The 22,543-nt window shown below is 65.5% G+C and carries 19 protein-coding genes and 4 tRNA genes; 12 read left to right on the forward strand and 11 right to left on the reverse strand.

Annotated elements, in window-relative coordinates:
- Positions 1–125: 125 nt before the first annotated feature.
- A complete protein-coding gene (locus tag ACIBW7_RS08430) occupies positions 126–2,390 on the reverse strand; it encodes a SulP family inorganic anion transporter (RefSeq protein ID WP_397045370.1) in 2,265 nt (754 codons plus the stop codon).
- Positions 2,391–2,747: 357 nt separating this feature from the next.
- Positions 2,748–2,819, reverse strand: a tRNA-Val gene (locus ACIBW7_RS08435).
- A 409-nt stretch (positions 2,820–3,228) separates the two neighbouring features.
- On the opposite strand from ACIBW7_RS08435, the gene ACIBW7_RS08440 reads away from it, so the two are divergent.
- From ACIBW7_RS08440 to ACIBW7_RS08455, 4 genes are all read left to right on the forward strand, one after another.
- Positions 3,229–3,301, forward strand: a tRNA-Gly gene (locus ACIBW7_RS08440).
- Positions 3,302–3,345: 44 nt separating this feature from the next.
- Positions 3,346–3,416 (forward strand) — tRNA-Cys (locus ACIBW7_RS08445).
- Position 3,417: 1 nt separating this feature from the next.
- Positions 3,418–3,492 (forward strand) — tRNA-Val (locus ACIBW7_RS08450).
- Between the two features lie 78 nt (positions 3,493–3,570).
- Positions 3,571–4,131, forward strand: a complete 561-nt coding sequence (locus tag ACIBW7_RS08455; RefSeq protein ID WP_397045372.1) for an SUKH-4 family immunity protein — start codon at positions 3,571–3,573, stop codon at positions 4,129–4,131.
- 17 nt (positions 4,132–4,148) lie between these two features.
- Here ACIBW7_RS08455 and ACIBW7_RS08460 read toward each other — a convergent pair whose 3' ends face one another.
- Entirely contained in the window at positions 4,149–5,156 is a 1,008-nt protein-coding gene (locus ACIBW7_RS08460) for an MASE1 domain-containing protein (protein ID WP_397045373.1), read from the reverse strand.
- Between the two features lie 192 nt (positions 5,157–5,348).
- On the opposite strand from ACIBW7_RS08460, the gene ACIBW7_RS08465 reads away from it, so the two are divergent.
- Positions 5,349–6,599 carry a sigma factor-like helix-turn-helix DNA-binding protein gene (locus ACIBW7_RS08465; RefSeq protein ID WP_397045375.1) on the forward strand — a complete coding sequence of 417 codons (1,251 nt, stop codon included), beginning with the start codon at positions 5,349–5,351 and terminating at the stop codon, positions 6,597–6,599.
- On the opposite strand, the gene ACIBW7_RS08470 is transcribed toward ACIBW7_RS08465, so the two are convergent.
- On the reverse strand, positions 6,571–7,554 hold the full coding sequence (locus tag ACIBW7_RS08470) for a hypothetical protein (RefSeq protein WP_397045377.1): 984 nt from the start codon (positions 7,552–7,554) through the stop codon (positions 6,571–6,573). The genes ACIBW7_RS08465 and ACIBW7_RS08470 overlap by 29 nt on opposite strands.
- Before the next feature lie 400 nt (positions 7,555–7,954).
- Between ACIBW7_RS08470 and ACIBW7_RS08475 the strand changes: the two genes are divergently transcribed.
- A complete protein-coding gene (locus ACIBW7_RS08475; protein WP_397045379.1) occupies positions 7,955–9,145 on the forward strand; it encodes a hypothetical protein in 1,191 nt (396 codons plus the stop codon).
- Positions 9,146–9,150: 5 nt separating this feature from the next.
- Here ACIBW7_RS08475 and ACIBW7_RS08480 read toward each other — a convergent pair whose 3' ends face one another.
- The 4 genes from ACIBW7_RS08480 to ACIBW7_RS08495 all read right to left on the reverse strand — a co-directional run bounded on the left by ACIBW7_RS08480 (position 9,151) and on the right by ACIBW7_RS08495 (position 14,739).
- Positions 9,151–10,047 (reverse strand): LysR family transcriptional regulator, encoded by an 897-nt coding sequence (locus tag ACIBW7_RS08480; RefSeq protein ID WP_397045381.1) that lies wholly within the window; start codon positions 10,045–10,047, stop codon positions 9,151–9,153.
- A 421-nt stretch (positions 10,048–10,468) separates the two neighbouring features.
- Complete coding sequence (locus tag ACIBW7_RS08485; protein ID WP_397045383.1) at positions 10,469–11,992, reverse strand: flavin-containing monooxygenase; 1,524 nt, start codon at positions 11,990–11,992, stop codon at positions 10,469–10,471.
- Between the two features lie 51 nt (positions 11,993–12,043).
- Complete coding sequence (locus ACIBW7_RS08490; RefSeq protein ID WP_397045385.1) at positions 12,044–13,360, reverse strand: cytochrome P450; 1,317 nt, start codon at positions 13,358–13,360, stop codon at positions 12,044–12,046.
- Positions 13,361–13,509: 149 nt separating this feature from the next.
- A complete protein-coding gene (locus ACIBW7_RS08495) occupies positions 13,510–14,739 on the reverse strand; it encodes a cytochrome P450 (RefSeq protein ID WP_397045387.1) in 1,230 nt (409 codons plus the stop codon).
- A 197-nt stretch (positions 14,740–14,936) separates the two neighbouring features.
- Between ACIBW7_RS08495 and ACIBW7_RS08500 the strand changes: the two genes are divergently transcribed.
- Both ACIBW7_RS08500 and ACIBW7_RS08505 read left to right on the forward strand, forming a co-directional pair.
- Positions 14,937–16,163, forward strand: coding sequence for an MFS transporter (locus tag ACIBW7_RS08500; protein WP_397045389.1), 1,227 nt, complete (start codon positions 14,937–14,939; stop codon positions 16,161–16,163).
- Positions 16,160–16,699: a GNAT family N-acetyltransferase gene (locus ACIBW7_RS08505; protein WP_397045391.1), complete on the forward strand. Its 540-nt coding sequence runs from the start codon at positions 16,160–16,162 to the stop codon at positions 16,697–16,699. Before ACIBW7_RS08500 ends, ACIBW7_RS08505 begins: the two co-directional genes overlap by 4 nt.
- A 5-nt stretch (positions 16,700–16,704) precedes the next feature.
- Here the strand turns inward: ACIBW7_RS08505 and ACIBW7_RS08510 are convergent, their stop codons facing one another.
- The gene (locus ACIBW7_RS08510; RefSeq protein WP_397045393.1) at positions 16,705–17,454 is read right to left on the reverse strand and encodes an alpha/beta fold hydrolase; all 750 of its coding nucleotides are present in this window, start codon (positions 17,452–17,454) and stop codon (positions 16,705–16,707) included.
- Positions 17,455–17,555: 101 nt separating this feature from the next.
- Here ACIBW7_RS08510 and ACIBW7_RS08515 point away from each other — a divergent pair, with 101 nt between their 5' ends.
- The 3 genes from ACIBW7_RS08515 (at position 17,556) to ACIBW7_RS08525 (ending at position 19,818) form a co-directional block, all read left to right on the forward strand.
- Complete coding sequence (locus ACIBW7_RS08515) at positions 17,556–18,443, forward strand: ABC transporter ATP-binding protein (RefSeq protein ID WP_397045395.1); 888 nt, start codon at positions 17,556–17,558, stop codon at positions 18,441–18,443.
- 42 nt (positions 18,444–18,485) lie between these two features.
- Entirely contained in the window at positions 18,486–19,250 is a 765-nt protein-coding gene (locus ACIBW7_RS08520; protein ID WP_397045397.1) for an ABC transporter permease subunit, read from the forward strand.
- 76 nt (positions 19,251–19,326) lie between these two features.
- Complete coding sequence (locus ACIBW7_RS08525) at positions 19,327–19,818, forward strand: GbsR/MarR family transcriptional regulator (RefSeq protein ID WP_397045399.1); 492 nt, start codon at positions 19,327–19,329, stop codon at positions 19,816–19,818.
- A 1-nt stretch (position 19,819) separates the two neighbouring features.
- Here the strand turns inward: ACIBW7_RS08525 and ACIBW7_RS08530 are convergent, their stop codons facing one another.
- Both ACIBW7_RS08530 and zapE read right to left on the reverse strand, forming a co-directional pair.
- Complete coding sequence (locus ACIBW7_RS08530) at positions 19,820–20,614, reverse strand: tyrosine-protein phosphatase (RefSeq protein ID WP_397045401.1); 795 nt, start codon at positions 20,612–20,614, stop codon at positions 19,820–19,822.
- A 104-nt stretch (positions 20,615–20,718) separates the two neighbouring features.
- Complete coding sequence (gene zapE, locus ACIBW7_RS08535) at positions 20,719–21,735, reverse strand: cell division protein ZapE (RefSeq protein ID WP_397045402.1); 1,017 nt, start codon at positions 21,733–21,735, stop codon at positions 20,719–20,721.
- A gap of 35 nt (positions 21,736–21,770) precedes the next feature.
- On the opposite strand from zapE, the gene ACIBW7_RS08540 reads away from it, so the two are divergent.
- Positions 21,771–22,532 (forward strand): pyrimidine reductase family protein, encoded by a 762-nt coding sequence (locus ACIBW7_RS08540; protein ID WP_397045773.1) that lies wholly within the window; start codon positions 21,771–21,773, stop codon positions 22,530–22,532.
- Positions 22,533–22,543: the final 11 nt, after the last annotated feature.

Here is a 22,543-nt window from a genome sequence, read left to right on the forward strand (position 1 = left end):
ACTTAGCAAAGCCTGAGAAGTTGCCTGAAAGTGCTCGAATCCATACCTCCGAATCGGTGTGAAACGCAACACATCGGTGCCGAGTTCGCCTGTCGGGCCGCATCATTCGGCCCGGCAGCACACGACTAGGCGGGCTCGGCAGCCACGCCGCGCACATCGGCCAACTCATCGAATACTTCGACCGTCAGCTCGTCGTCGAACTCGGCAATGCCGTCCATGGTCACCTCGATGACCCGGGCGGTCGCGAGATCGAAGAACAGTCCGGACACCGCCACTCCCCGCTCCTCCACCCCGCGCCGGACCATGGGATAGGCGTGCAACCGCTCCAGTTGCAGTGCCACATTCACCATGCCGAGCTGGTCGACCGGGCCGAATCCGGCGAATGCCGCGGCATCGGCGACCGGATGTCCGAGCCGGAACCGGTCCAGGCTGGGCCGCGCGTACGCGAGCCAATCGCCCAGCCCCGGCCCCGTGCGAACCTCTCGGTGCAGTGCGTCCATCGCCCCGCAACCGGAGTGCCCGCAGACCACGACCGCCCGTACATCCAGCTTCTCCAGCGCGTAGACCAGCGCGGCCTCCACCGAGACGTCGCTGCCACCGGATGGGACCAGATTGCCCACGTTGCGGACGGTGAACAGATCCCCCGGCCCGCTATTGGTGATGACATTCGGCACGATGCGGGCATCGGCGCAGGTCAGAAAGAAGGTGTCGGCGTCGGGCCGGTTGCGCAATCCATGTAGATGGGGACGCATCAAATGAGCGTGGCCGCGGTGATAGGCGGCGATACCGGCCGCGATCGGATCCGCCCGGTTACCCGTCCGCCGCCACGGCCCGATGACCTCATCGATGACCTGGCGCGAGCGCCCACGCTCCGGCGGGCCCACCACCGCGGTCGCCATCCGCGCGCTGCCGATTTCGACGAAATCGACTGTGCCACCGGCGGCCTCACGCAGACCGGCCCAGTCGGCGATCAGCTCATAGGAGGCGTGATCGAGGAAGTCGACCGTCATCTCGATGGTCACGTCCACGTCGGCGGGGACCTTCGCCAGCTCCGCGGTCAGCTTGGGCAGCGCGAGGAAGGTGCAGGTGCCATCGATGGTGATCAGCCAGCGGCGGGTATCGGCCACCGGTTCGGCATGGATGCTCACCCGTACCACCCGCCACAGCAGCAGGCCGAAGGCGAGTACGAGCCCGATCACCATGCCCTGCAACAGGTTCAGGAACACCACGCCCAGTACCGTGGCCACGTAGACGAACAGATCACCGTTGCGCCGAGCCAACCGGATATGGGCCAGCTTCACCAGTTGTACGCCGATGAGGATGAGCAGCCCCGCGAGTGCCGCCTTGGGAATCTGCTGCACCAACCCGGCCAGCGCGACCGCGAACAGCAGGATCCACACACCGTGCAGCACCGTCGCGGCCCTGGTCCGCGCCCCAGCATGGGCATTGGTAATGCTGCGGACGATCACGGCCGCGATCGGCAGACCCCCGAGCAGACCCGACACCACATTGGCCGAGCCCTGCCCGATCAGCTCGCGATCGAAATTGGTTCGGTGGTCGGGACGCGACTTGTCCACCGCGACCGCCGAGAGCAGGCTCTCCACACTGGCGATCAGCGCGACAGTCACCATGGCCATCGCGACGGCGAACCAACTGCCGGACGGGATCGCGGGCAAACCGATGGAATCGAGCAGCGACCCGTTCAGCACGACACGCTCGACATGGGTCGGCAGTATCAGCGACAGGATCGTGGCGACCACCACGGCAACGAGCGGCCCCGGCACGACGCGGATCGAATGCGGGAGGAACTTCCAGCCGATCAGGATGACGATCACCACCAGACCGACGAACAGATCGCCGCGATGCACCGACATCAACTGATGGGGCAGCTGGGTGAGGCTGGCGAACGACGAACTCAGCGAGTTGCCGCCGAGCAGAATATGGACCTGTTGCAGCGCGATGATGACGCCGATCCCGGCCAGCATCGCATGGACCACCACGGGCGCGATGGCGAGCGCGCCGCGCGCAACGCGACTGAGCCCGAACAGAATCTGCAATAGGCCCGCGCCGATGGTGATGAAACAGGTAGCGGCCCAACCGAATTGGTGCACGCTCTCGGCGACGACAACGGTAAGACTGGCCGTCGGCCCGCTGACCTGGACGGCCGAGCCACCTAGTAGCCCGGCGACGACACCGCCGACGACGGCGGCGATGAGGCCCGCGGCGACCGGAGCACCCGAGGCGACCGCTATACCGAGCGAAAGTGGTAGTGCGACAAGGAAAACCACGACCGAGGCGGGTAGGTCATGGCGGCCGACGGCGGCAAGACTCACTGGAAGACTTGCGCGAAGCGGCGACGTCCGTGGTACGGGATCGGTGTCGGTGGACATTATTCTCCTTCGCCGAAACGGCGTGGAGCCGATCGGTTCATCGGTCGAACATGTACTGGCATCGAAAGCGAGCGGCGGGCGGAGCTTTCTGAGAACGCTGGGTGCTACATCTGCTCTACATGGAGCAGCTTCGTGAAGCGGTGACCTATGACGCGAAGGTCAGGCGCAATAGTAAAGACTTCGCAAAGCACATGGAAAGGCTTATGTTGCAAATGAGGCCAACTGCTACCAAAACGTGACCCAAGTCACAGCATCGCAAAGAAGATCCCGAGTCGGGTCGGTTGGAAATGCGGCGGACACAGCGCCGATAAGAAAGAAGGCCGGGCACTCGCAGTGCACCGACCATGTCCCAGTGGGTGGTCCCAGCTGGTTTCGAACCAGCGACCTTCCGCGTGTGAGGCGGACGCTCTCCCGCTGAGCTATGGGACCGAACTCGTCGTTCGAGCGGCGGCGGAGCAGCCGTTCGAACGAGATGGAACCTTAGCACGCACTACCGGCGTCCCACCAAATCGCCACCCCGACACGGGTGATCGGCCGTCGGCCTTTGCGACCAGCGTTGCCGTGGGGTCGTGAATTGCGAAGTGGTGCAGCAGGTCCCGGAGGGGCCGCGCACATGTACAGCCGCGGGATCACCCATCGGGCTTCACCGGGCTATGCCATCCGAGCGCTCGAGGTTCGGCTTCGATCTCGCCCGGCGCCATGGTTGGTCAGCGCCGCGAACAACACCTATGTAATTCAACTTCAGGCCCTTCTACCAGCGGATTTGTAGGTTGCGCCGAACGTCGGCTAATGTTCTGTCTCGCACCACGGAGGGCCACAAGCCCCCGGGAATGCAAATGCGGATGTAGCGCAGCTGGTAGCGCATCACCTTGCCAAGGTGAGGGTCGCGGGTTCGAATCCCGTCATCCGCTCGAGGAGTAGGGCCAGGCAATAGTAAAGCCTTCCCCCTTCGCACGGTGGAGTGGCCGAGTGGTGAGGCAACGGCCTGCAAAGCCGTGCACACGGGTTCGATTCCCGTCTCCACCTCGCGCGATTAGCTCAGCGGGAGAGCGCTTCCCTGACACGGAAGAGGTCACTGGTTCAATCCCAGTATCGCGCACCACCGTTTCTCCAGGTCAGCCCCGGTTCTTACCGGGGCTTTCTTGTTTTCGGGGAGTTGACGTGGGGAGAATTGGCGAGGATGACAGGGGACAACGACCAGAGCCGGTTCGGCAACGTCACCGCGGAGGAGATCCGTCGGGTCTGGGGTGATCATCTTCAACCGGTGCCACCCGAACTGGTCAGCCCACGGCTGTCGGTGCCCACCCGTGAATTCCTCTCGACCGTGGGCCTGCCCGCAGTCGAGACAGTCGACTCGGCGGGCCTCATTCCCATCCGGAACCTGCGGCTTTCGTCCCTGCAGGAAGACTGCGAATATATCGTCGTGGCCGAGGATATCGATCCTGGCTGCGGCGTAGCTGTGGAAGTCGCCACCGATCAGGTGTTCTTTGTCTGTGAGGGGGATCCGTCCGACCGTCGGCTGGTCAATTCCGACATTGCCCTGTTTGTGTTATTCCTGGGGCTTTTTCAAACCACCGTGCGGGAGCTGGTCGGGGCGGGCCGTGATATCGGCGAACGCCTCCTGGCCGACCGATGGCACCAGTCGAGGATCCGCGACCCTATAGCGATGAAGGACGACCGCAACTACTGGGTTGGGATGTGGGACAACCTTGCCGACGATTTCGCGTCTGGCACTCCATAGTACGGATGGGAATGGCCTCAGCTCGGGGCCGTGCCGGGGGTGGGGGGTTGAGTTTGCAGGCGGGGTGCGGAGTCGATGACGCCTTCCAAAGGGCGGCCCTGGCTGATGGTGAGGACGGTTTGGGCCAGTTGGGTGCAGGTGTCGTCTACGGCTTGGCGGGCGCGGTCGCGTTGGGCGGTGATGGTGGCGTGGATGAGGGAGGTCAGTGCGACCGAGCCGTTGAATGCTTGCAGGGTGATCATTTTGGCGGTCAGGTCGAGGCCGCTGAAGGCCGGGAAGTCGCGGGTCACGGCGACGATGGCGACGGTCGAGGCGATGAGGGCGCAGGGCAGTGCGCCGGCCAGGTGGAAGCGCATTGCGGCCCAGATCAGGAAGGGGAAGACCAGGAAGAGCAGGTTTGCCGATACCATGGTGGCCGATACCGCGACGACGGATGTGCCCGCCGCTAGCATCGCGGCCTCGATTACCCGTAATGGGCTGAGGGCCTTGGGTATGCGAATACCTTTGCCGACGAGGATGAGCGGTGCGATCAGGAGCACGCCCATGGCGTCGCCGGTCCACCACACCAACCATGCGCCCCAGAAACCGTGTGCCGAAACCACACCGGCTACGAGCAGAGTGACGGTACCGAGCGTTGCGCTGATCAGCATTGCGGCGAGGGCACCGAGGAAGACGAGTTCGAGTACGTCACGGACGCCGTCGAAATTGCTGCGGAACCCGACCCTTTTGAGCAGCAGGTACGCGACCACCGGAGCGACCGTGTTGCCGAGGGCGATCATGAAGACGGCAGGAAGCGTCGGCCCGAGCAAGGCATTCACCGCCAACGCGCCCAGCGTAACCCCCGGCCAGGCACGCAGCCCGAATAAGAACAGACATGCGAGGGCGACCCCGGTCGGCGGCCACAGCGGCGTGACTTGATCGCCGACCAAGGCAAAACGCAACCCGACCTGGGCAGCCGCAAAATACGCGACCGCCGCGACAATGATCCACAGCGCCAACTCGGCGTTGCTGCGGAAACGACCCACGACGTGAGCATAGAACCGTTTCCCCCGACGATCAGGAAGTATCGACGACAGGCCGGACAGCGACGCCGAGCCGGCAGGCAAGGATGGGCCCGATTCGGCGGCCGATCGGTGGGATGGGCCGGGTTGTCGGTGGTCGGCGTTAGGCTACGGCGCACATGTCGAGTGGAGCCGAGTCGTGGTCAGGGGTTGCAGGTGACGGCAAGCGAGGCCGATGGGCGGGATCGGGCTGCCGACTATGCCGAACCCGAGGTGCTGGACGATATCGCCGGGGATGTGTCGTTCGATCTCGAGGAGATCAACGAGCTATTGGGAGAATTGATCCAGATGCGGGGGGATCGCAAGCGGCGCGATGCCGACATCGTGGGGTTTCGGCTCGGGGTGAACGGGGAGGCGCCGGAGACGTTGGCGCGGATCGGTGCTCGATTCGATCTGTCGCGGGATCGGGTTCGCCAGTTGCATACCCGGGCGGTGGCGCAGATTCTGCGGGAAGCGCAGCTGAGTGGACATCGGGCGGCCGAGGTGTTCGGGACGCGGTACCCGGTGGGGGCACGAGATCAGCAGTTGGTACGGGCGCTGTTGGTGGAGACCTATGCGACGGATACCGATCTGGCCGCCAATGAGCTGGCTTATCTGAAGCTGCGGCTGGCGGGGCATGCGGGCGAGGATGCCAAGCGGGTCGCCGGATATGTCATGCAGCGGATCATGGCGTGGCAGAAGAAGACGAATCGGCGGTTGGCGAAGCTGCACGAGCCGCTGGCGACGAGTGAGCTGAATTCATGGCTGGGACAGGTCGATTGGCCCGACTCCGCGCCAGACCCCGCTCCCCTGCCGAACGCCTCCGCGCGCACGGTCGACGGCGACGACGAAGGGCGCGGACGGTTCTATCTCGATAAGGTCGGACGCGATATCGGGTTCGATTCCGGCCTCGGGGCTCGGCTGCTTCGGGCAGTGAACGCGAGCGATCTGGTCGAGACATTCCAGGAGGAACCGAGTGCGGTCACCTTCGAAATAGACGGCACGGAACGTAGCTACTACCCCACCATCGCCGCACGGCTGGCCGATGGTCGCGTCGTCCTGATCGATGTCGAACCGCTGGGACATGTCGGCTTCCACATCAATCGAATCAAATCGGCGGCAGGGCGCGCACATGCGCATGCCAACGGCTGGGGCTGGCTGGTGTGGACCGGCAGCAAGATCGGGATCCCAGATCTATTGCGGCGCAAGGTAGCTGCGGAGACGGAGAGTCGACTGTGGGAGTTGGTCGAGCGCGGACCGGTGTACTGGTCCGCGCTGCGGCAGTTGCGTGCGGAGGTCGAGCTGGATCTGCTCGACCTGATCGCGTTGGTGCTACGCAACGAATGGCGTTGGGACCGTGCGCCGTTCCGGTTGACCGGCAACCACCCAGCCGACCGCCTCAGCGCACGAACATCGCTCCCGCGATGAATGTCACGATCAGCATCATCGCGCAGTAGGTGATCAGCTGCCAGTGACCGATCGCCTTCTGCAGACTCACGATGGTGGCACGCAGGCTGGCATCGATGCGGTGGTGGTTGTCGAGCTTGCGCTTGACCTCGGCCAGCGAGTCCGCGCGCTCCTGTGCGGACTCCTCGGCACGTTCCAGCCGGCTGGCGAGTTTCATGATCTGTTTCTGCTTGTCCCGCACGGTTTTTCGGGACATGGCCAGGGTGGTGCGTTGGTTGACCAACTCCTGTCGCTGCCGAGCGATGACGCTGGCCTGCGTCCTCGTGTGGTGTTCCCAGTCGGTCACGGTGGCCCACCCTCCTGTCATCACATCGCGGTAGCCCCACGCGATTTCGCCCCGCACCCAGCCATACAGGAAATCACGCAGTTCGTAGGGTTCCCGGCGCGGCAGGACGACCGCACTGTTCGAAGCGTCCAACATGCCCTCTTCGGCCCGGTAATCGCAGGCGGGCGGCGCGAAATCGGCGATGCCGAGCGCGGGCAGATGCCCGACCCAATAGCCCGGCGGGCACAGCCACAGCACCCCGTCACATCCGGAGGTACGCAGCCGCGTCGTGTGGTGCTGCGCTGATTCCCGATCCAGCGGGCCGGTACGGACCTCGATGGCGTACTGCCGATCACCGCTGCGCCAGAGCACGTCCACCGGGACGTCACCCACCCGCCGGTCCACCTCGGCCACCTCCGCACCGTAGGACGCGAGCCGACCGCACAGCCAATACTTCAGCCGCTGGATATCCCATTGCGCGGCGGCACATTCCGGACATGTGCAGCCGTATCCTCCTGCCCCCACCGCTCCGCCGACGGGTACGCGACCATCCGGCGCCCGGGTGTCCGCGACGCGACCGTCCGACAACCCCAATTCGGCGAGCATCGCCCGACGCCCGCACGCCCGCTCGACGCGCTGCTTCGTTCTCACGCGACCTCACCCCTGCCCAAAACCACCGCAGGTCAGGTACGACCTACGCCATAGATCAAGAGTGCGTCAGCTTTGGCCCGCCCGCCAGCCCCCTATACCCCGCGCTCGGGTGCGCCACAACCCGCGAATACGCTCCGACCAGCCGATGTGCGCTGTCTCACAAGCTATTTCATTGCGACACGCGAGAGCATTGCCACAGTTATTCCGGTGATTGATAGTTGCGGCCATTCCCTGGACACGGCCGATGCCGCCGAACGAGCGAACGAAAGCCGCCACGTAACCGGACGAAAGGTGCACAGCGCGGCCACGGCCGGTCCTCGAACCGCGGCGGTACCGATCGACAGATAGAATCGGCCGGCCACGAGTGGAGTTTCGGGCGATACGGGGAAGAAGGTATGGGATGGACCACGACGAGCGGAGTGGCGAATCGATCGGCGCACTCTTGTCGAGTCTCGCGACGACCCTGCGCGAGGTGAGCAATAAACTCGACGCGGTCGCCGCCCACGTGGATGACGACCGCAACCTGGCCGGTCGCCTGGCCAAGTTGGAGGCGTGGGCTTTCCGTACCGGGGAGGATGTTTCGAAGATCGGGTCACGGTTGGAACAGGTCGTCACCGTCGAGCCCGGTGACGAACCGGCCGAACCCGCGCCGCGGATCCGCCCGGAGCCCGCGCCCGCGCCCGCGACCAGGGAACGGCGCGAACCGATTCCGTCGCGTCGCGACCGCCTCGATGCCGTCAACGGGCGAGCCGACACCACGGGCGCGCACACCGAGACCAAGCGCAACGACCTCCCCGACATCACCACCGTGCTCAGCGAAACGCCGACCGGACGCAACAACCGCCCCGACACCACCGGAACCAGCGAGCGCCTCGAACCCAACACCGGTCGCAATGAGCTCGTCACGCCGACGACCGGAGCCAACGGGCGCCTAGCGACCCCGCCGGGACGCCTGGACGCAGCGACCGGACGCAACGAGCGACTGAAAGCGCCCGAAGACATCGCGCCCCGCCCCGCACGGGCCGAGTTCACCGCGCCGATCACCCGCACCGAACACCTCGAACCCTTCGGCCCCGCAACGCCCAACGACTCCCTCCCCTCGCGGACACCGCAGCCCGTGCCGCCCGCGGTCCCCCCGACCTATCGCAGCGAGCCGCTCTCCGCACCCACCTCGCGCCCCGAATGGCTCGACTCGGCCACACCGGCCGGCACCGAACCTTCCGCGCCGACCTACACCAACTCCCCATCCGCGACCACCGGCGACCGGCTCGACTACGGCTCTATCGGCTCGAGTAACGGCCGCCTGGAGCCGCTCACCTCCCCGCCCCGCAACGGCTACGAATCTCCAATGCCCACAACCCGCCCCGACGCCGGTATGACCGCACCACGCACCGAGGACAACGGCGCATCGACCCCTGGCGCGCACCGCGCGGGCGCCGGCGAGGACACCTCGCACGTCGACAAGCTGCAGGCAATGCTCGACGAACTCAAGCGCAACCCCCACGGCCCCTTCGGTCGCCCGGAACCGTCCTCCGCGCCGAACGAACTACCCGGCGTGGATCCGAACTTCGCGATCCGCACCGAGGGCTGAGCGACTCACCGGCCGGACGAGTCCAGCCCGGTGAGGGTGCCGCGGATCAATTCGCGTAGCCATCGGTGGGCGTTGTCGGCGGTATTACGGGGGTGCCACGCCATGGCGATGGCGATTTCGGGGAGGGGCAGGGGGATTTCGAAGGCGCACAAGCCGAGTGCGGTGCGCGTTGTCGCGGTGAGGGCGGCGGGGACGGGGCAGATCAGATCGCCGGAGCGGACCGCTAACAGGGCACTGGTGAGGTCGGGGACGGTGGCCACCACGCGGCGGGTACGGCCGTGCAGGGCCAGGCGGTCATCGATGGGGCCGCGGGCGCGACCCCGGCGGGAGATGCCGAGGTGGGCGGCCGCGGCGAACCGCGCCACCGTCACACGGTCGGTGATCAGCGGATGTTCCGGTGCGGCAACGCCGATCACGCGGTCGCGCAGGACGCGTTGCACGGTGGTCTCGGGATCGGTGTGCTCGATAACGCCGACCTCGATATCGACTCGACCGTCACGCAGCGCGGCGGTGCCCTCGTCGCGATCCGGGAAAAGGTGCAGTGTCACGCCGGGCGCCTGTGCGCGGACGGCGGCCAGCAGCGGCGTCGCCAATTCCGCGAGGACCATATCGCCCGCCTGCACCGCGAAGTCGCGCTTCAACGTGGTCGGGTCGAGCGCGCCCCGCTGGGTGAGCAGCGTCCGTCCCCGCTCCACCAGAATGCTGACCTCGTAACGCAATTCGAGTGCACGCGGCGTCGGCACCAGATTGCGGCCCGAGCGCACCAGCAGCGGATCGCCGAGCACGCGACGCAGCCGGGCCAGCGTTCGGCTCATCGCGGGCGCCGAGGTGTGTAGCCGCTCGGCGGCCTGGGTGACGCTGTTGGTCTCCAGCAGCGCATCCAGAGCAACCAGAAGATTCATGTCGAGGGCGTCCACTCCTGGATTATCCAGAATGGAAAGACTGGTAACCAACATTGCATTGGCGATAATCCGTCGTGTCGACCTCGACGGCGCTGCCCGGCCCGATTGTCGACTCCGGCCGGAATGCCGGCACGCTCATGCGACGCCGGTCACACTTTGAACCTATTCGACTCGAAACCCACAGTCGCACTGGGTAAATCGATGGGCCTCGCAGCGGGAACGGACGCTGTTCCGATCCCGCATCCGCTGGTGGCACCATCGCCGGGCCATTGGCCGGGGCGCGCCGACAGATCCCTCCCCGGTGATCGTCGACGTCGATCGAACCTGTCCCATGTGCCACACGCACCGCCATGTCCGACCTACAACACGTCAGCGCCGAGGAGAACCCCGGCAACCCCCAGGCGCACTCCGGGCAATCGACCTACGGCGTGCGCTGTTCGGCGGAGACCTGAGGCGCCATTTCCGGCGCCGCTGTCACCACCGGCCCTTTCGACCGCTCCGCGAGCCCACGGTACGAAGACGGCTTGACCGTCCGGAACCATTGTGCCGCACGGGTTCTGCGCGGCAGCCGGAATTTCAGGTCGGTGAGCATCTCGTCGATATTGTGGATCGAGAACGGGGTAATGGCGCCGCCGCGCGCATGATGGCCGCCCGTGCGTTCGGCCATCCAGCGCAGCCGCTCATCGACGTGCGCGGTCATCTCCTCCTGCGTCGGTAGGGCGAGGCGGCCGCGCAACAGTGCGGCAGTCCAGTGCGCGCCGACCTCGGCGCTGAGCGTGCTGATGACCGAGGAGTTGTACCCGACGAAGCTCAGATTCGGCACGCCGATCGGCAGGATCTGCCGGTACAAGCGGAAATTGCCCTCGTCATCGGTGAGCTGACGCTGCACATACGGGGTCAGGAACGGCACCCGCTGGTGGAATCCGGTGGCACAGATGACGATGTCGGCCTGCAGGGTCGTGCCGTTGGACAGTCGCACCTGGTTCGCGGCCATCTCGGTGATGGTGCTGTCGCGGTGCACCGCGATCAGTCCCATCCCCACCCGTTCGAAGAAATCCTCGGTGACCAGGCTGACCGTGCTCTCCGCGATGTCCTCGAAGCGCCCCTCCGGCACCAGACCCAGCTCGCGCAGATGCGACTTCTTGGTGGCGAGCTCCTGGATCACATCGAGGTCGCTGTCGCGGAAGCTGTGCCCGGAACCGTGCAGGAACCGTTCGATCCGCCCGAGCTCCTGATAGCGGAAGTGCGCTTCCCCCAGCCTGGTCAGCATCAGGCGTTCGTAGTCGACCAGTCCGCGCGCCAACTTGCGCGGCATCTTCCACAGCAGTCGGCGGGCGACCACATTCGTCGAGGCCGCGACATGACTGACCGCCTCGGCGATATCGCAGGCCGACTTGCCATAGCCGACCACCACGACAGATTTGCCGCGCGCCCACTCGACATCCAGGAACTCCGAGGCGTGCCCGACCTGCCCGCCAGCCTGCCGGAACCGCTCGACGCCCGGAAAGTCGGGCACCGCGGGCTCACTGAATATTCCGTTGGCGATGACCAGATGGTCGCAGGAGGTGCGGTGGATACCGATGTGGTCGCGGATCTCCAGCAACCAACCACTGTCGACCGGATCGGCCGCGACCACCTCGGTGCCGAGGCGCAGGCTCTCGCCGAAGCCGAAGTGCCGCACGTACCCGTCGAGGTACTGCTGCATCTGCTGCCCGTCCGGCACACGCGGATAGTCATCGGGCATCGGGAAGTCGGAGAAGTGATATGTGTGTTTGCTGTTCTGTGCGCGCAGGCCGGGATACCGGCGCGTCGCACTCCACACTCCGCCGACGTCCGGGGTCCGATCGAATACCTCGACCGGAAAACCCTCCTGGCGCAACACCTTCGCGCAGGCGAGGCCTGCAATGCCCGCACCTACGATTGCGATGCGGTTCCCGCTCGTCATGGCACGGAGATTACGTCGCTCGCGCGGATGCGGCAAAGCCTCGGTGCGATTTCACGAAGTTGAACGGGGAGTGACTACAATCCTGGCCTTGTCGCGCGGCACGGTGGTGATATTGCGCACCCGTCCGCGCTCGCGTTTCGCCCCCTCGGGCGGGGCCAGGGTGTAACGGGACAGGATCTCGCGCAGCACAGTGGTGCCCTCCATCAGCGAGAATCCGGCGCCGATGCAGCGGCGGACGCCGCCGCCGAAGGGCAGCCAGGTATTCGGTTCGACCTCGCCGTCGAGGAAGCGCGACGGACGGAAGGTCCAGGTGTCGGGATAGTTGGCCGGGCTGCGGTGCGCCAGCAGGATCGAACAGCTGACCACGGTGCCTGCGGGCAGTTCCCAGCCGCCGATCGTCATATCCCTGGTGAGTTTGCGCACCGCACCGGGAATGACGGTGCGCATCCGCATCGCCTCCTTCATGACGGCCTCGAGCGCCTTGTCGTCATCGATGCGGACCGCTTCGTGGGCGTCGCGTTGTACCTGCGGGTCGACCGAGAGTTCGTGCAGCGCCCAGGACAGCGCGGCCGCGGTGGTTTCGTGACCGGCGAGCAGCAGGGTGATGAGTTGATCGCGCAGTTCGGCGTCGGTGAGCGGCGGATCGGCTTCGGTATCGCCGCCCGCCTGCAGCAGCCGGGACAGGACGTCGGTGCGTTCTGCGAGGTCGGGGGCGGTGCGCCGGGCCGTGATCTCGGTGTACAGCAGATCATCGATGGCGGCCATATTGCCGTGGAAGGACCTCCACGGTGGATACTTCTGCAGCGCCGGTTTCATCAGGCCGATGTACTGCAGCGGCCCTATATCGACGATGCGACCCAGGCGCGGCGCGAGCGCGGCCCGAGTGCGCTCATCGGTGACGCCGAAGACCACCCGCATGATCACCTCGAGGGTGAGTGCGTTCATCCGGTCGAGGGTGATGACCGTCGAACCGGGCGGCCAGCGGTCGACCTCCGCGGCCGCGATCTCGGCGACCAGATCCCGATAGCCGCGCAGGGCCGCGCCGTTGAATGCGGGCATGAGCAATCGGCGGGCCCTGGCGTGTTCGGCCTCGTCGGTCATCAGCACTGAATGCTCGCCCATCACCGGGCCGAGGATCTGATTGCCTTCGCCCGCGTGCAGGTCGCGTGGATCGCCCGCGAAGATCTCCTTGATATGTTCGGGGCGGGTGAATACGACGAGGTTCTGTGCGAACGGCGGCACATGCAGCGAGAAGACATCGCCGTAGCGCCGCCGCAGCGGCGGCAGCATCTGGGCCCGGTTACGGATGTACAGCAAGCCCTGCAGAAATGCGGGGATCGGCGGACCGGGTGGATACGCCGCAGTCATCGCTTCCCTCCGCATCCGGCGCCGGACGCATCGTTACGCCCGCTTCTCTGCACTGTTCCACAGTTGTCCGGCGTGACGGAAGCCCCTGGGGCACAACGCCTGATCAGCAGGGCAGTCCGCCGGTCTGCGCACCACCCCGAACGCCGGAATCAACGTAGGGCGGGTGCTCCTGCCAATTCGACCGGCAGATCCTGCAACCCCCGGATGAGCATGCTCTCCCGCCAACGCAATTCCCCACCGGCGGCCGCCAAGCGCAGATCCGGATACTGCTCGACCAACCTCGTGATCGCGATGCGCGCCTCCAGCCGAGCCAGGCCGGCACCGAGGCAGAAGTGGATGCCGTGGCCGAACGCCAAGTGGCCCGATGCGGAGCGCTGCGGGTCGAACTCTGCGGCGTCGCCGAAGTGCCGTTCGTCGTGGTTGGCCGAACCCAGTGCGACGAGCACCACCTCGCCTGCGGGAATCTCGATGCCGCCCAGCGTGATCGGTTCGGTCGTGTAGCGCAAGGTCGCGACGTTCACCGGACCGTCATAGCGCAGCATCTCCTCGATCAGGGCGGGCACCGCCTCGGTATTCCCGTGCAGCGCACGATAGCGCGCCGGATCCGACAGCAGGGTGAGCACGGTATTGCCGATCAGATTGACCGTGGTCTCGTGACCCGCGACCAGGATGAGAAACACCATGGAGATCAGCTCGTCATCGGTGAGGCGGTCACCGTCGGCACTGGCGGCAATCAGGTCCGAGACGAGATCCTCCCCCAGTCCCTCGGCCCGCCGCCGCGTGATCAGCCGCTCGAAATAGTCGGCGATGGCATCGGTCGCGTGCCGGACCTCCTCGGGGGTCGCGGTCGACACCTCGACGATGATGCGCGACCACTCCCGGAAATCCGCGCGATCGGCCACCGGCACACCGAGCAGCTCGCAGATGACGGTGATGGGCAGCGGAAATGCGTACTCCGACAACAGATCCACCGGGCCCGCACCGTCCTCGGCCATCCGGTCGAGGAGTTCATCGGCGATCGCCAGCACCCGTGGGGCCAGCGCCTCGATCCGGGCAGGCGCGAATGCGGGCGTGACCAGTCGGCGCAGCCGGGCGTGCGCCGGCGGATCGGTATTCAGCAGGTGGTAGCTGATCCGGGTATTCACCGCGCCGACGCCGGTGTCGTCGGTGGGCAGGCCACGGGCCTTGCGGCTGACGTCGGTGTGCGGGTCTTTGCGGATGGCCGGATGACGCAGCACCTCGCGTGCGACGTCCAGATCCACCACCAGCCAGGCGCGAACGCCGCTGTTCAACTCGATGGGGTGCACGGGGCCTTCGGCGCGCAGCTCCTCATAGAAGGCATACGGCGTACGAAAGAAGTCCTGCGGCAGGTGTCTCATTCGACGGCCCTTCCCCGTTCGTGAGTTGTCTTGCGCCCCTTCGATAGTGGCACGCGATAACGATCTCGACCACCCGCGCGTCGACCACAGCGACCGAATCTGACCAAAGGATGACCGTCGCGCGCACCGCATCCTCCAAAAGGATGACCGCGACCGTCTGCCCGGCACGGCCACGGCCGGGCCGATACTCTCCGCAGATGGGATCGATTTCTCCCGTCCTGCGCGGAGCCCGGATCGCGAATTCGTTCGCCTTCGGGTTGCAGGGCTTTTTCTTCGCGGTGGTACTCACCGAACTGCCCCAGCAGAAGGATCGCTTCGACCTGTCCGATGGCCTGATCGCCGGTTCGGTGGTGCTGGTTTCGATCCTCGCCGGCGTCGGCAGCGTGGCGGCCGAGCAGGTGGCCACGCGGTGGTCGAGCCGGGTCACGGTGCGGATCGGACTGCTGGGCATCACGGTCGCCGGATGCGCCATCGCGCTGGCCCCGAATATCCCTGTGCTGGCGATCGCCCTCGGGTGCTACGGAATCGCGGTCGGCATCGTCGATGCGAGCACGAATATGCAGGGTGTATTCATTCAGCACGGGTACGGGAAATTCATCCTCTCCTCGTTCTACGGGGTGTGGAGTGCCGGATCGATCCTCGGTGCGCTGTTCGTATCCGCCTGCGAGGCATTGGATGTCACGCTGCGCGAATCGCTGTTGGCGGCGGCGGGCATAGTTCTCGTGGTCGGGTTGGTGACCGGCTCACGCCTGCTCGGCGCCGAGGAGGCCGAGTCCGGACCCGCGGAGGTGTCCGACAGCGAATCCTCAGCATCTGGGATGGTTCCGCTGCGCATGTACCTCGCCTTCGGCATCGCGGCATCGCTCGTTTTCGCAATCGATCTCGCCGTCAGCAACTGGTCGGCGTTGTATCTGAAGGAGGATCTGCTCGCCAGTTCGTCCACCGCGGCGTTGGCGTTGGCGGTCTATCAATGTGCGTCGCTGGCCGCCAGGCTGAGCGGGGATCTGTGGGTGCGGCGGCTCGGCGGACGCCGGGTGGTGCGCATCGCGGGGGCGATCGGCGTGCTCGGACTCGCCGTCGCAGTGGTCGCGCCCGGTCCGGTTGTGGCGATCGTCGGCTTCCTCATCGGCGGTTTCGGAACCGGCGTCGTCGCACCACTGTGCTTCAGCGAGGCCGGACAACTGACCAGCGGACGGCAACTCGACGCACTGATCGCGCGCCTGAACCTGTTCAACTACGTGGGCACACTCGTCGGCGGCGGGCTGGTCGGCGCGATTGCCGCCGGGTTCGGACATCGGATCGGCTTCGTGATCCCCGTCCTGTTCATGGCAATCGTTATCGGACTCGCGCGCGTATTCCATTCCCGTTCCGAACCTGATGAGCTTTCCGCTTCGAACGGAGGTCGTGCTGTACTGGACACATGAGCAACATCCCAGTCACCGTCGACCGGGCCGGATTATGGGACGCCGAGGCCCTCAGTGACGTTGCGGCCGCGACCTTTCCGCTCGCCTGTCCACCGCACGCCACTGCGGACGATATCGAGATCTTCATCTCCGAGGTGCTTTCCGGTGAACGCTTCGGCGAATATCTGACCGACCCCGCCCGGATCGTGCTCAAGGCGGTCGCGGGCGGCGATATCGTCGGCTACGCGATGTTGCACTACGGCGACCCGGCTGACCCCGAGGTCGCCAAGGCCGTCGACCTGCGCCCGGCCGTCGAGATCAGCAAGATGTACGTACTGCCCGGCCACCATGGTGCCGGTGTGTCGAAGGCACTGATGAACGCGTCGCTGGAGCAGGCCCGCGCGGAGGCGGTTGCCGGGGTGTGGCTCGGCGTAAACCAGGAGAATGTGCGCGCCCTACGGTTCTATCTCAAGCACGGATTCGAGCGAGTCGGCACCAAGACCTTCACCGTGGGTAGCCAGTTGCATCACGATTTGGTGATGCGACGGGTTTTCTGACCGGATCAGGCCACGAACTCGACCAACGCAGCATGAAAGCTCGGATCCACCACTGCCATCAGGTGATCGCCCGGCACGATCCGCAACGTTGCGTCGGGTAGTGCGGCCGCGAGTCGATCGGGCTCGGCGGCGAACGGGTCCTTATCGCCCGCCAGGACCAGGCTCGGCATCGTGATTGCGGCCAGGGTCTTTATCGGCTCGTCATCCAGGCCGGTCGCGACCGCCTCGATGGCATCGCGGTCGGCGCGCACCGCGTCGGCGAGGATCCGGAACATCATCGCGATCGGTGGTGTGCCCGCGCCGTCACCGCGCATGGCGGCGCGCAGATCGTCGATATCGATGACGCGCCGGTCGACGCCGCAATCGAGCACACCGGAGCCGATGCCGCCCACAGCCAGCTTGCGCACCCGCTCATCCGCTCCCGCCACCAGCAGCGAGATGATCGCGCCCATCGAATAGCCCACCTGAACAACGTCATCGAAGCCCAGCTCGTCGTAGAGCGCGCTGACGTCGCGCGCCATCCCCGCCCATGAATACCGCGCCGGATCATGGGGTTTCGCGGAACGACCGTGTCCGCGCGCATCCAGCGACACCACGGTGTGCCCGGCGGCCCGCAGAGCGCCGACCACCCCGGTGGCCATCCAGTTGGCATTCGTATCGGCCACTACCCCGTGCTGCAGTACGACCGGGATGCCTTCGCCCTCCCATACGCGGTAGTTGAGCTCCAGTCCGTCCCAGGTCCTGAACGTCGTCATGACCGGATCGTAGCCCGACCCAAAGATTGACAAGTTCTGTATGTTCAGTCTTTACTGAACACATAAGACATTGCGGAACATGCAGGAACTGAAGGAGCATCATGACCACCGCCGCGATCCGCACCGAGGGCCTGACCAAGCACTACGGCAAGCATGTCGCACTCACCGATCTGAACCTCGAGGTCGGCCAGGGCGAGGTTTTCGGGTTTCTCGGGCCCAACGGTGCGGGAAAGTCCACCACCATCCGCATCCTGCTGGATCTGATCCGACCGACTTCGGGCCGTGTCGAGGTATTCGGCATCGAGCCACGCATCGGCGGTGCGCAATTGCGCAGGCGCATCGGTTACCTGCCGGGCGAACTCGAGATCGAGGGTCGCAATACCGCTCGTGACCTGCTCGCCTTCCTCGCCGACCTGCACGGCGATGTCGCACCGAATCGGATCACCGACCTGGCCGATCTGCTCGATCTGGATCTGTCCAAGAAGGTCGGCGCGATGTCGAAGGGCAATAAGCAGAAGGTCGGCATTATCGCCGCTTTCATGCACAACCCGGATCTGCTGATTCTCGACGAACCAACCTCCGGGCTGGATCCGCTACTGCAGCAACGCTTTCTGGATCTGGTCGGGGCAGCCAAGCGCAACGGGCAGACGGTGTTCATGTCCTCGCACATTCTCAGCGAGGTGCAGCAGACTGCCGATCGGGCGGTCATCATGCGCACCGGCCAACTGCTCGGCACCGAAAATGTCGAGGATCTGCGGAGGCGTTCGCCGCGCTCGGTCGAATTGGTCTTCGGCGAGGACATTTTCGGCGACGACTTCGCCAGACTGCCCGGCGTGCGCGATCTGATCATCGACGGAAAAACCTTGCGCTGCACCACCGAAGGCGAGGTCGACGGACTGTTCAAGATGGCCGCGAAATACCAACTGGTGAGCGTGCTGTCCACCGAGCCGGATCTCGAACAGATCTTCTTCAGCCGCTACGGCCGCTGATCAAACATCATCCGAATCGTTTATCGCACAGGAGAATTCGCCATGACTCGCTCGGTCTTCACGCAGACCCTGACCGAACAGCGGCGCGGCCTGATCGGCTGGTCGATCGGCTTCGCCGTCATCCCGATGATGTATCTGCCGTCCTACCAGTCGCTCGAGGAGCAGGGCTCGCTCGATATCAAGCAGAACACGATGTACGAGGCCATGGGCGTCAGCGATTTCGCCAGCGCCAGTGGATATTTGAACGCGACAGTGTACTCGCTGATGGGTCTGTTGCTGATGCTGATCTTCGCGGTCACCTTCGCGAGCCGTTCGGTGGCGCAGGAGGAGAGCGGGGTCCTGGATCTGCTTCTCGCACAACCGATCAACCGGATGAATCTGCTGCTGCAGCGATTCGCCGCACTGTCCGCACAGACCGCGATCGCCACCACCGTGCTCACCCTCAGCGTTATCGCCGGGGCCGAGCAGGGTGGGCTGGAGGTACCCACCGGCAATATCGTGGCCGCGAGTGCGGGGCTCGGATTGCTGGCACTGGCCGTCGGCGCGATCACGCTGCTGATCGGCGCGGCCACCGGAAAGCGTTCGGTGACACTGGGTTCGACGTCGCTGATCGCGGTGGGGGGCTATCTGGCCAACAACCTCGGCGGTGATTTCGTGCGCAAACTGTCGCCCTTCTACTGGGCCAATGGGGGTGCGCCGCTGGTGCACGGCTGGAACGGTATCCACCTGATGGTGCTGGTCGTCGTGGCCGCGGTCGCCCTGGTGCTGGCGCTGGGCGCCTTCGATCGCCGCGATCTGGCGGTCTGATCGACCGATACCGGGGCGGGCCGACACGGTCCGCCCCGTTTACCGCTCTCCGCATTCCGGAAGGGATACTTCTCCGATGGGCACCACCGACAACGACCAGACAACCGGACCGACTCCGGAAAAGTTGGCATTCGTCGAGGATTTCGCGCTCGTACTGGAGCGGATGGGCCTGGTCCGGATGACGGGTCGGGCCGCGGGGTGGTTGCTGGTCAGCGATCCGCCGGAGCAGACCTTCGGCCAGATCGCCGATGCGCTGCAGGCTTCCAAGGGTTCCATCTCGTCGGCATTGAAGACGCTGGTCACCATGCGCTGGGTGGACAAGATCTCCAAGCCGGGCGATCGCAAGGACTACTACTCGATCCGGCCCGGAATTCTGCCGGAGCTGACCCGCCAGCAGAGCGGCATGTACACCGACCTCACCAATATGACCGCGCGCGGGCTCGCGCTGTTCGACGACCCGAATGGTGCTGACGCCGAACGGGTTCGGGATATGCACGAGTTCTTCGTGTGGATGGGCAAGGAACTGCCCGCGCTGATCGATCGGTGGTATGCCGAGCATCCCTGCTGAATCAGGCCAGCAGCTTCGCCTTCAGTGCCGCGACATCGGTCGCCGACAGCTTCAATCCCGCACGGACATAATTGTCGAAACCGCCGTAGCTCTGGTTCGCCTGGTCGAAGGCGGCATCCAGCCATGCGGCCGAGACGCCGTTGAGCGGATCGTTCGGGCCGGCATTGCGGTACTGGTTGGATAGCAGGTAGTCCTGCGTGACGGTGTCGCGGTCCACGCCGAGGATGGTCAGCAGGACCGCCGAGGTCCAGCCGGTGCGGTCCTTGCCCGCGGTGCAGTGGAAGACTACGGCGCCGTCGGTGTCGATGATGTCGCGTAGCACCGAGGCGAAGGCCTCGTTCGCGCCGGGCGCGGTGATGAACTCGCGGTACAGGTCATTGCCACCGGTGAGGGTGGTGACCAGGGTTTGCGGCGGAGCCTGACCGATGACGTCGTTCCAGTTCGCGGCCGCACCAGCGGGGAGGCGGTCGGCCGCGATGGTCCGCTCGTAGACGGTGCGCAGATCGTCGACCACGCGCACCTGACGGTCGGCCAGCACGGCCAGATCGGCCGGAGTCGCATTGTTGAGCTGACCGGTGCGGTAGACCAACCCGGTGCGCACCCAGTGACCGTCGGCGGTGCGGTAGCCGCCCGCGTCGCGGCCGTTCTGCACGCCCTGCAGATTCAGCGCGCGGTCGAAGGTGACCGGATCGGCAACGCTGACCGGGTCGGCCAGTGCGACGCCTACCACCGGCCCGAATGCGACGGTGAGACCGGCAGCGAGTGCGAGCGGAACTCGAACGGAACGACGGACCATGCCTGCTCCAATCATCAACGTGAACGACCCCCCGCACACAATCAAGTGAAGTATGAGTTGGTCAACTTCCTGCTCGATAGGGCTGGTAGGGCCGTCCTCGACGGTTACGCGGCAACCTCGAAGCGCGAAAGCGCCAGCAGACGCGAAATCGCACGCAGGTACTTCTTGCGGTAACCACCGTCGAGCATCTCCTTGGAGAAGATCTCGTCCAGCTTCGCACCCGAAACCGTCACCGGAACGCTCGCGTCGTACAGCCGGTCGGCCAGTACGACGATCCGCAGTGCGACCGCCTGATCGGTCACCGGGTGCACATTCGAAATGAATACCGACGACACACCGGAGATCAGCGCACCGTACTTCGACGGGTGCAGCGTGCTCAGATGCTTCAGCAGCGCGTCGAATTCGTCGAGCGTGGAACCCGTTGTGGCAGAAGCACGTTCGGTGAGCAGCTCCGGCGAGGTCGGTTCGGGAGCGGGCGGCAGATCGCGGTGCCGGTAGTCCGGGCCGTCGACGCGCACGGGCTCGAAGATCGAACCGAGCTTCTTGATCTCGCGCAGGAAGTCCTGGGCGGCGAAGCGGCCCTCCCCCAGCTGGCCGGGCAGGGTGTTGGAGGTGGCGGCGATGGAGACGCCGCGCGCCGACAGCTCGGTCAGCAGCCGCGAGACCAGCATTGTGTCGCCGGGATCGTCGAGTTCGAATTCGTCGATGCACAGCACGCTGTTCGCCGCGAGCCGCTCGACGGCATTGTTGAAGCCGAGTGCGCCAACGAGATTGGTGAGTTCACCGAAGGTGCCGAAGGATTTCGGTGCGGGCGCGCTGTGGAAGATGGAGGCCAGCAGGTGGGTCTTGCCGACACCGAAGCCGCCGTCGAGGTAGAGACCGGCGCCGCTGATCGGTTTCCTCCTCCCGAACAGGCTCTTCTTGTTCGCCGCCTGATGGATCTTGGCGACCTGACCGGCGAAATCCTCGGCCTTGCGGACCGCGGCCGCCTGGGTCGGCTCCTTGGGATCGGGAATGTAGGAGGCGAAACTGACCTCGTCGAACATGGGCGGCGGCACCATCTGGGCGACCAACTGGTCCGCCGGAACCTCCGGATGGCGATCGACAAGGCGCTCTTGCATGCTGGAAGCCTAATGACGTGGTGTGATCTTTGTTCATGCAGCGTATCCACAATGCGATCCAGCTCACAGGACTGAGCCGGGACGAACTCGCCGACCTGTATGCCTACCCCACCGAACTCCGGGCCCCTTGGGTCCGCGCCAATTTCGTCTCCAGTATCGACGGCTCCGCCACCAGCGGCAATGTCTCCGAAGGACTCGGCACCCCGGCCGACAAAACCGTCTTCATGCTGTTGCGCCAATTGGCCGATGTGATCGTGATCGGCGCGGGCACCGCGCGGGCGGAGAACTACGGCGGCGCCGCGACGGACCCGGTCTTCCGGCACGAGCTGTACGACCGCGGCATCGGCGGACATCGCGACGGCGCACCGCCACCGATCGCCGTGGTCACCGCGAGCGCTTCGCTGGAGCCGGGCGCGCGGCTGTTCACCGATACCAAAGTTCCGACGCTGATCATTACCACCAGCACCGCGCCGGAGGATCGCAAACAGCAACTCGCCGATGCGGGCGCGCACGTCATCGAGGCGGGCGGTGTCGCGATCACCCCGCAGGGCCTGCTCAACACCCTCGCCGACCTCGGGCTACGGCGCGTGCTGTGCGAGGGCGGTCCGCACCTTTTCGGTGAGCTGCTGGAGGCGGATGCGGTCGACGAACTGTGTGTCACGACCGCGCCGATCCTGGTGGGCGGTACCGCGCGCCGAATCTCGCTGTCCGCACACGAGTTCCGGGTACCGATGGTGCGCAGGCATATCCTGCTCGACGACGACGGCACCATGCTGACCCGCTGGACCCGTTCATGAACAAACCGCAC

The sequence above is a fragment of the Nocardia sp. NPDC049526 genome, assembly GCF_044465765.1.
In the GTDB taxonomy this organism is placed as follows: domain Bacteria; phylum Actinomycetota; class Actinomycetes; order Mycobacteriales; family Mycobacteriaceae; genus Nocardia.

Excerpts from the sequence above, each read along its gene's own strand:
- ACIBW7_RS08430 (WP_397045370.1), bottom strand. The coding sequence starts at position 2,390 with ATGTCCACCGACACCGATCCCGTACCACGGACGTCGCCGCTTCGCGCA.
- ACIBW7_RS08455 (WP_397045372.1), top strand. The coding sequence starts at position 3,571 with ATGACAGGGGACAACGACCAGAGCCGGTTCGGCAACGTCACCGCGGAG.
- ACIBW7_RS08475 (WP_397045379.1), top strand. The coding sequence starts at position 7,955 with ATGGACCACGACGAGCGGAGTGGCGAATCGATCGGCGCACTCTTGTCG.
- ACIBW7_RS08480 (WP_397045381.1), bottom strand. The coding sequence starts at position 10,047 with ATGAATCTTCTGGTTGCTCTGGATGCGCTGCTGGAGACCAACAGCGTC.
- ACIBW7_RS08485 (WP_397045383.1), bottom strand. The coding sequence starts at position 11,992 with ATGACGAGCGGGAACCGCATCGCAATCGTAGGTGCGGGCATTGCAGGC.
- ACIBW7_RS08490 (WP_397045385.1), bottom strand. The coding sequence starts at position 13,360 with ATGACTGCGGCGTATCCACCCGGTCCGCCGATCCCCGCATTTCTGCAG.
- ACIBW7_RS08495 (WP_397045387.1), bottom strand. The coding sequence starts at position 14,739 with ATGAGACACCTGCCGCAGGACTTCTTTCGTACGCCGTATGCCTTCTAT.
- ACIBW7_RS08500 (WP_397045389.1), top strand. The coding sequence starts at position 14,937 with ATGGGATCGATTTCTCCCGTCCTGCGCGGAGCCCGGATCGCGAATTCG.
- ACIBW7_RS08505 (WP_397045391.1), top strand. The coding sequence starts at position 16,160 with ATGAGCAACATCCCAGTCACCGTCGACCGGGCCGGATTATGGGACGCC.
- ACIBW7_RS08510 (WP_397045393.1), bottom strand. The coding sequence starts at position 17,454 with ATGACGACGTTCAGGACCTGGGACGGACTGGAGCTCAACTACCGCGTA.
- ACIBW7_RS08515 (WP_397045395.1), top strand. The coding sequence starts at position 17,556 with ATGACCACCGCCGCGATCCGCACCGAGGGCCTGACCAAGCACTACGGC.
- ACIBW7_RS08520 (WP_397045397.1), top strand. The coding sequence starts at position 18,486 with ATGACTCGCTCGGTCTTCACGCAGACCCTGACCGAACAGCGGCGCGGC.
- ACIBW7_RS08525 (WP_397045399.1), top strand. The coding sequence starts at position 19,327 with ATGGGCACCACCGACAACGACCAGACAACCGGACCGACTCCGGAAAAG.
- ACIBW7_RS08530 (WP_397045401.1), bottom strand. The coding sequence starts at position 20,614 with ATGGTCCGTCGTTCCGTTCGAGTTCCGCTCGCACTCGCTGCCGGTCTC.
- zapE (WP_397045402.1), bottom strand. The coding sequence starts at position 21,735 with ATGCAAGAGCGCCTTGTCGATCGCCATCCGGAGGTTCCGGCGGACCAG.
- ACIBW7_RS08540 (WP_397045773.1), top strand. The coding sequence starts at position 21,771 with ATGCAGCGTATCCACAATGCGATCCAGCTCACAGGACTGAGCCGGGAC.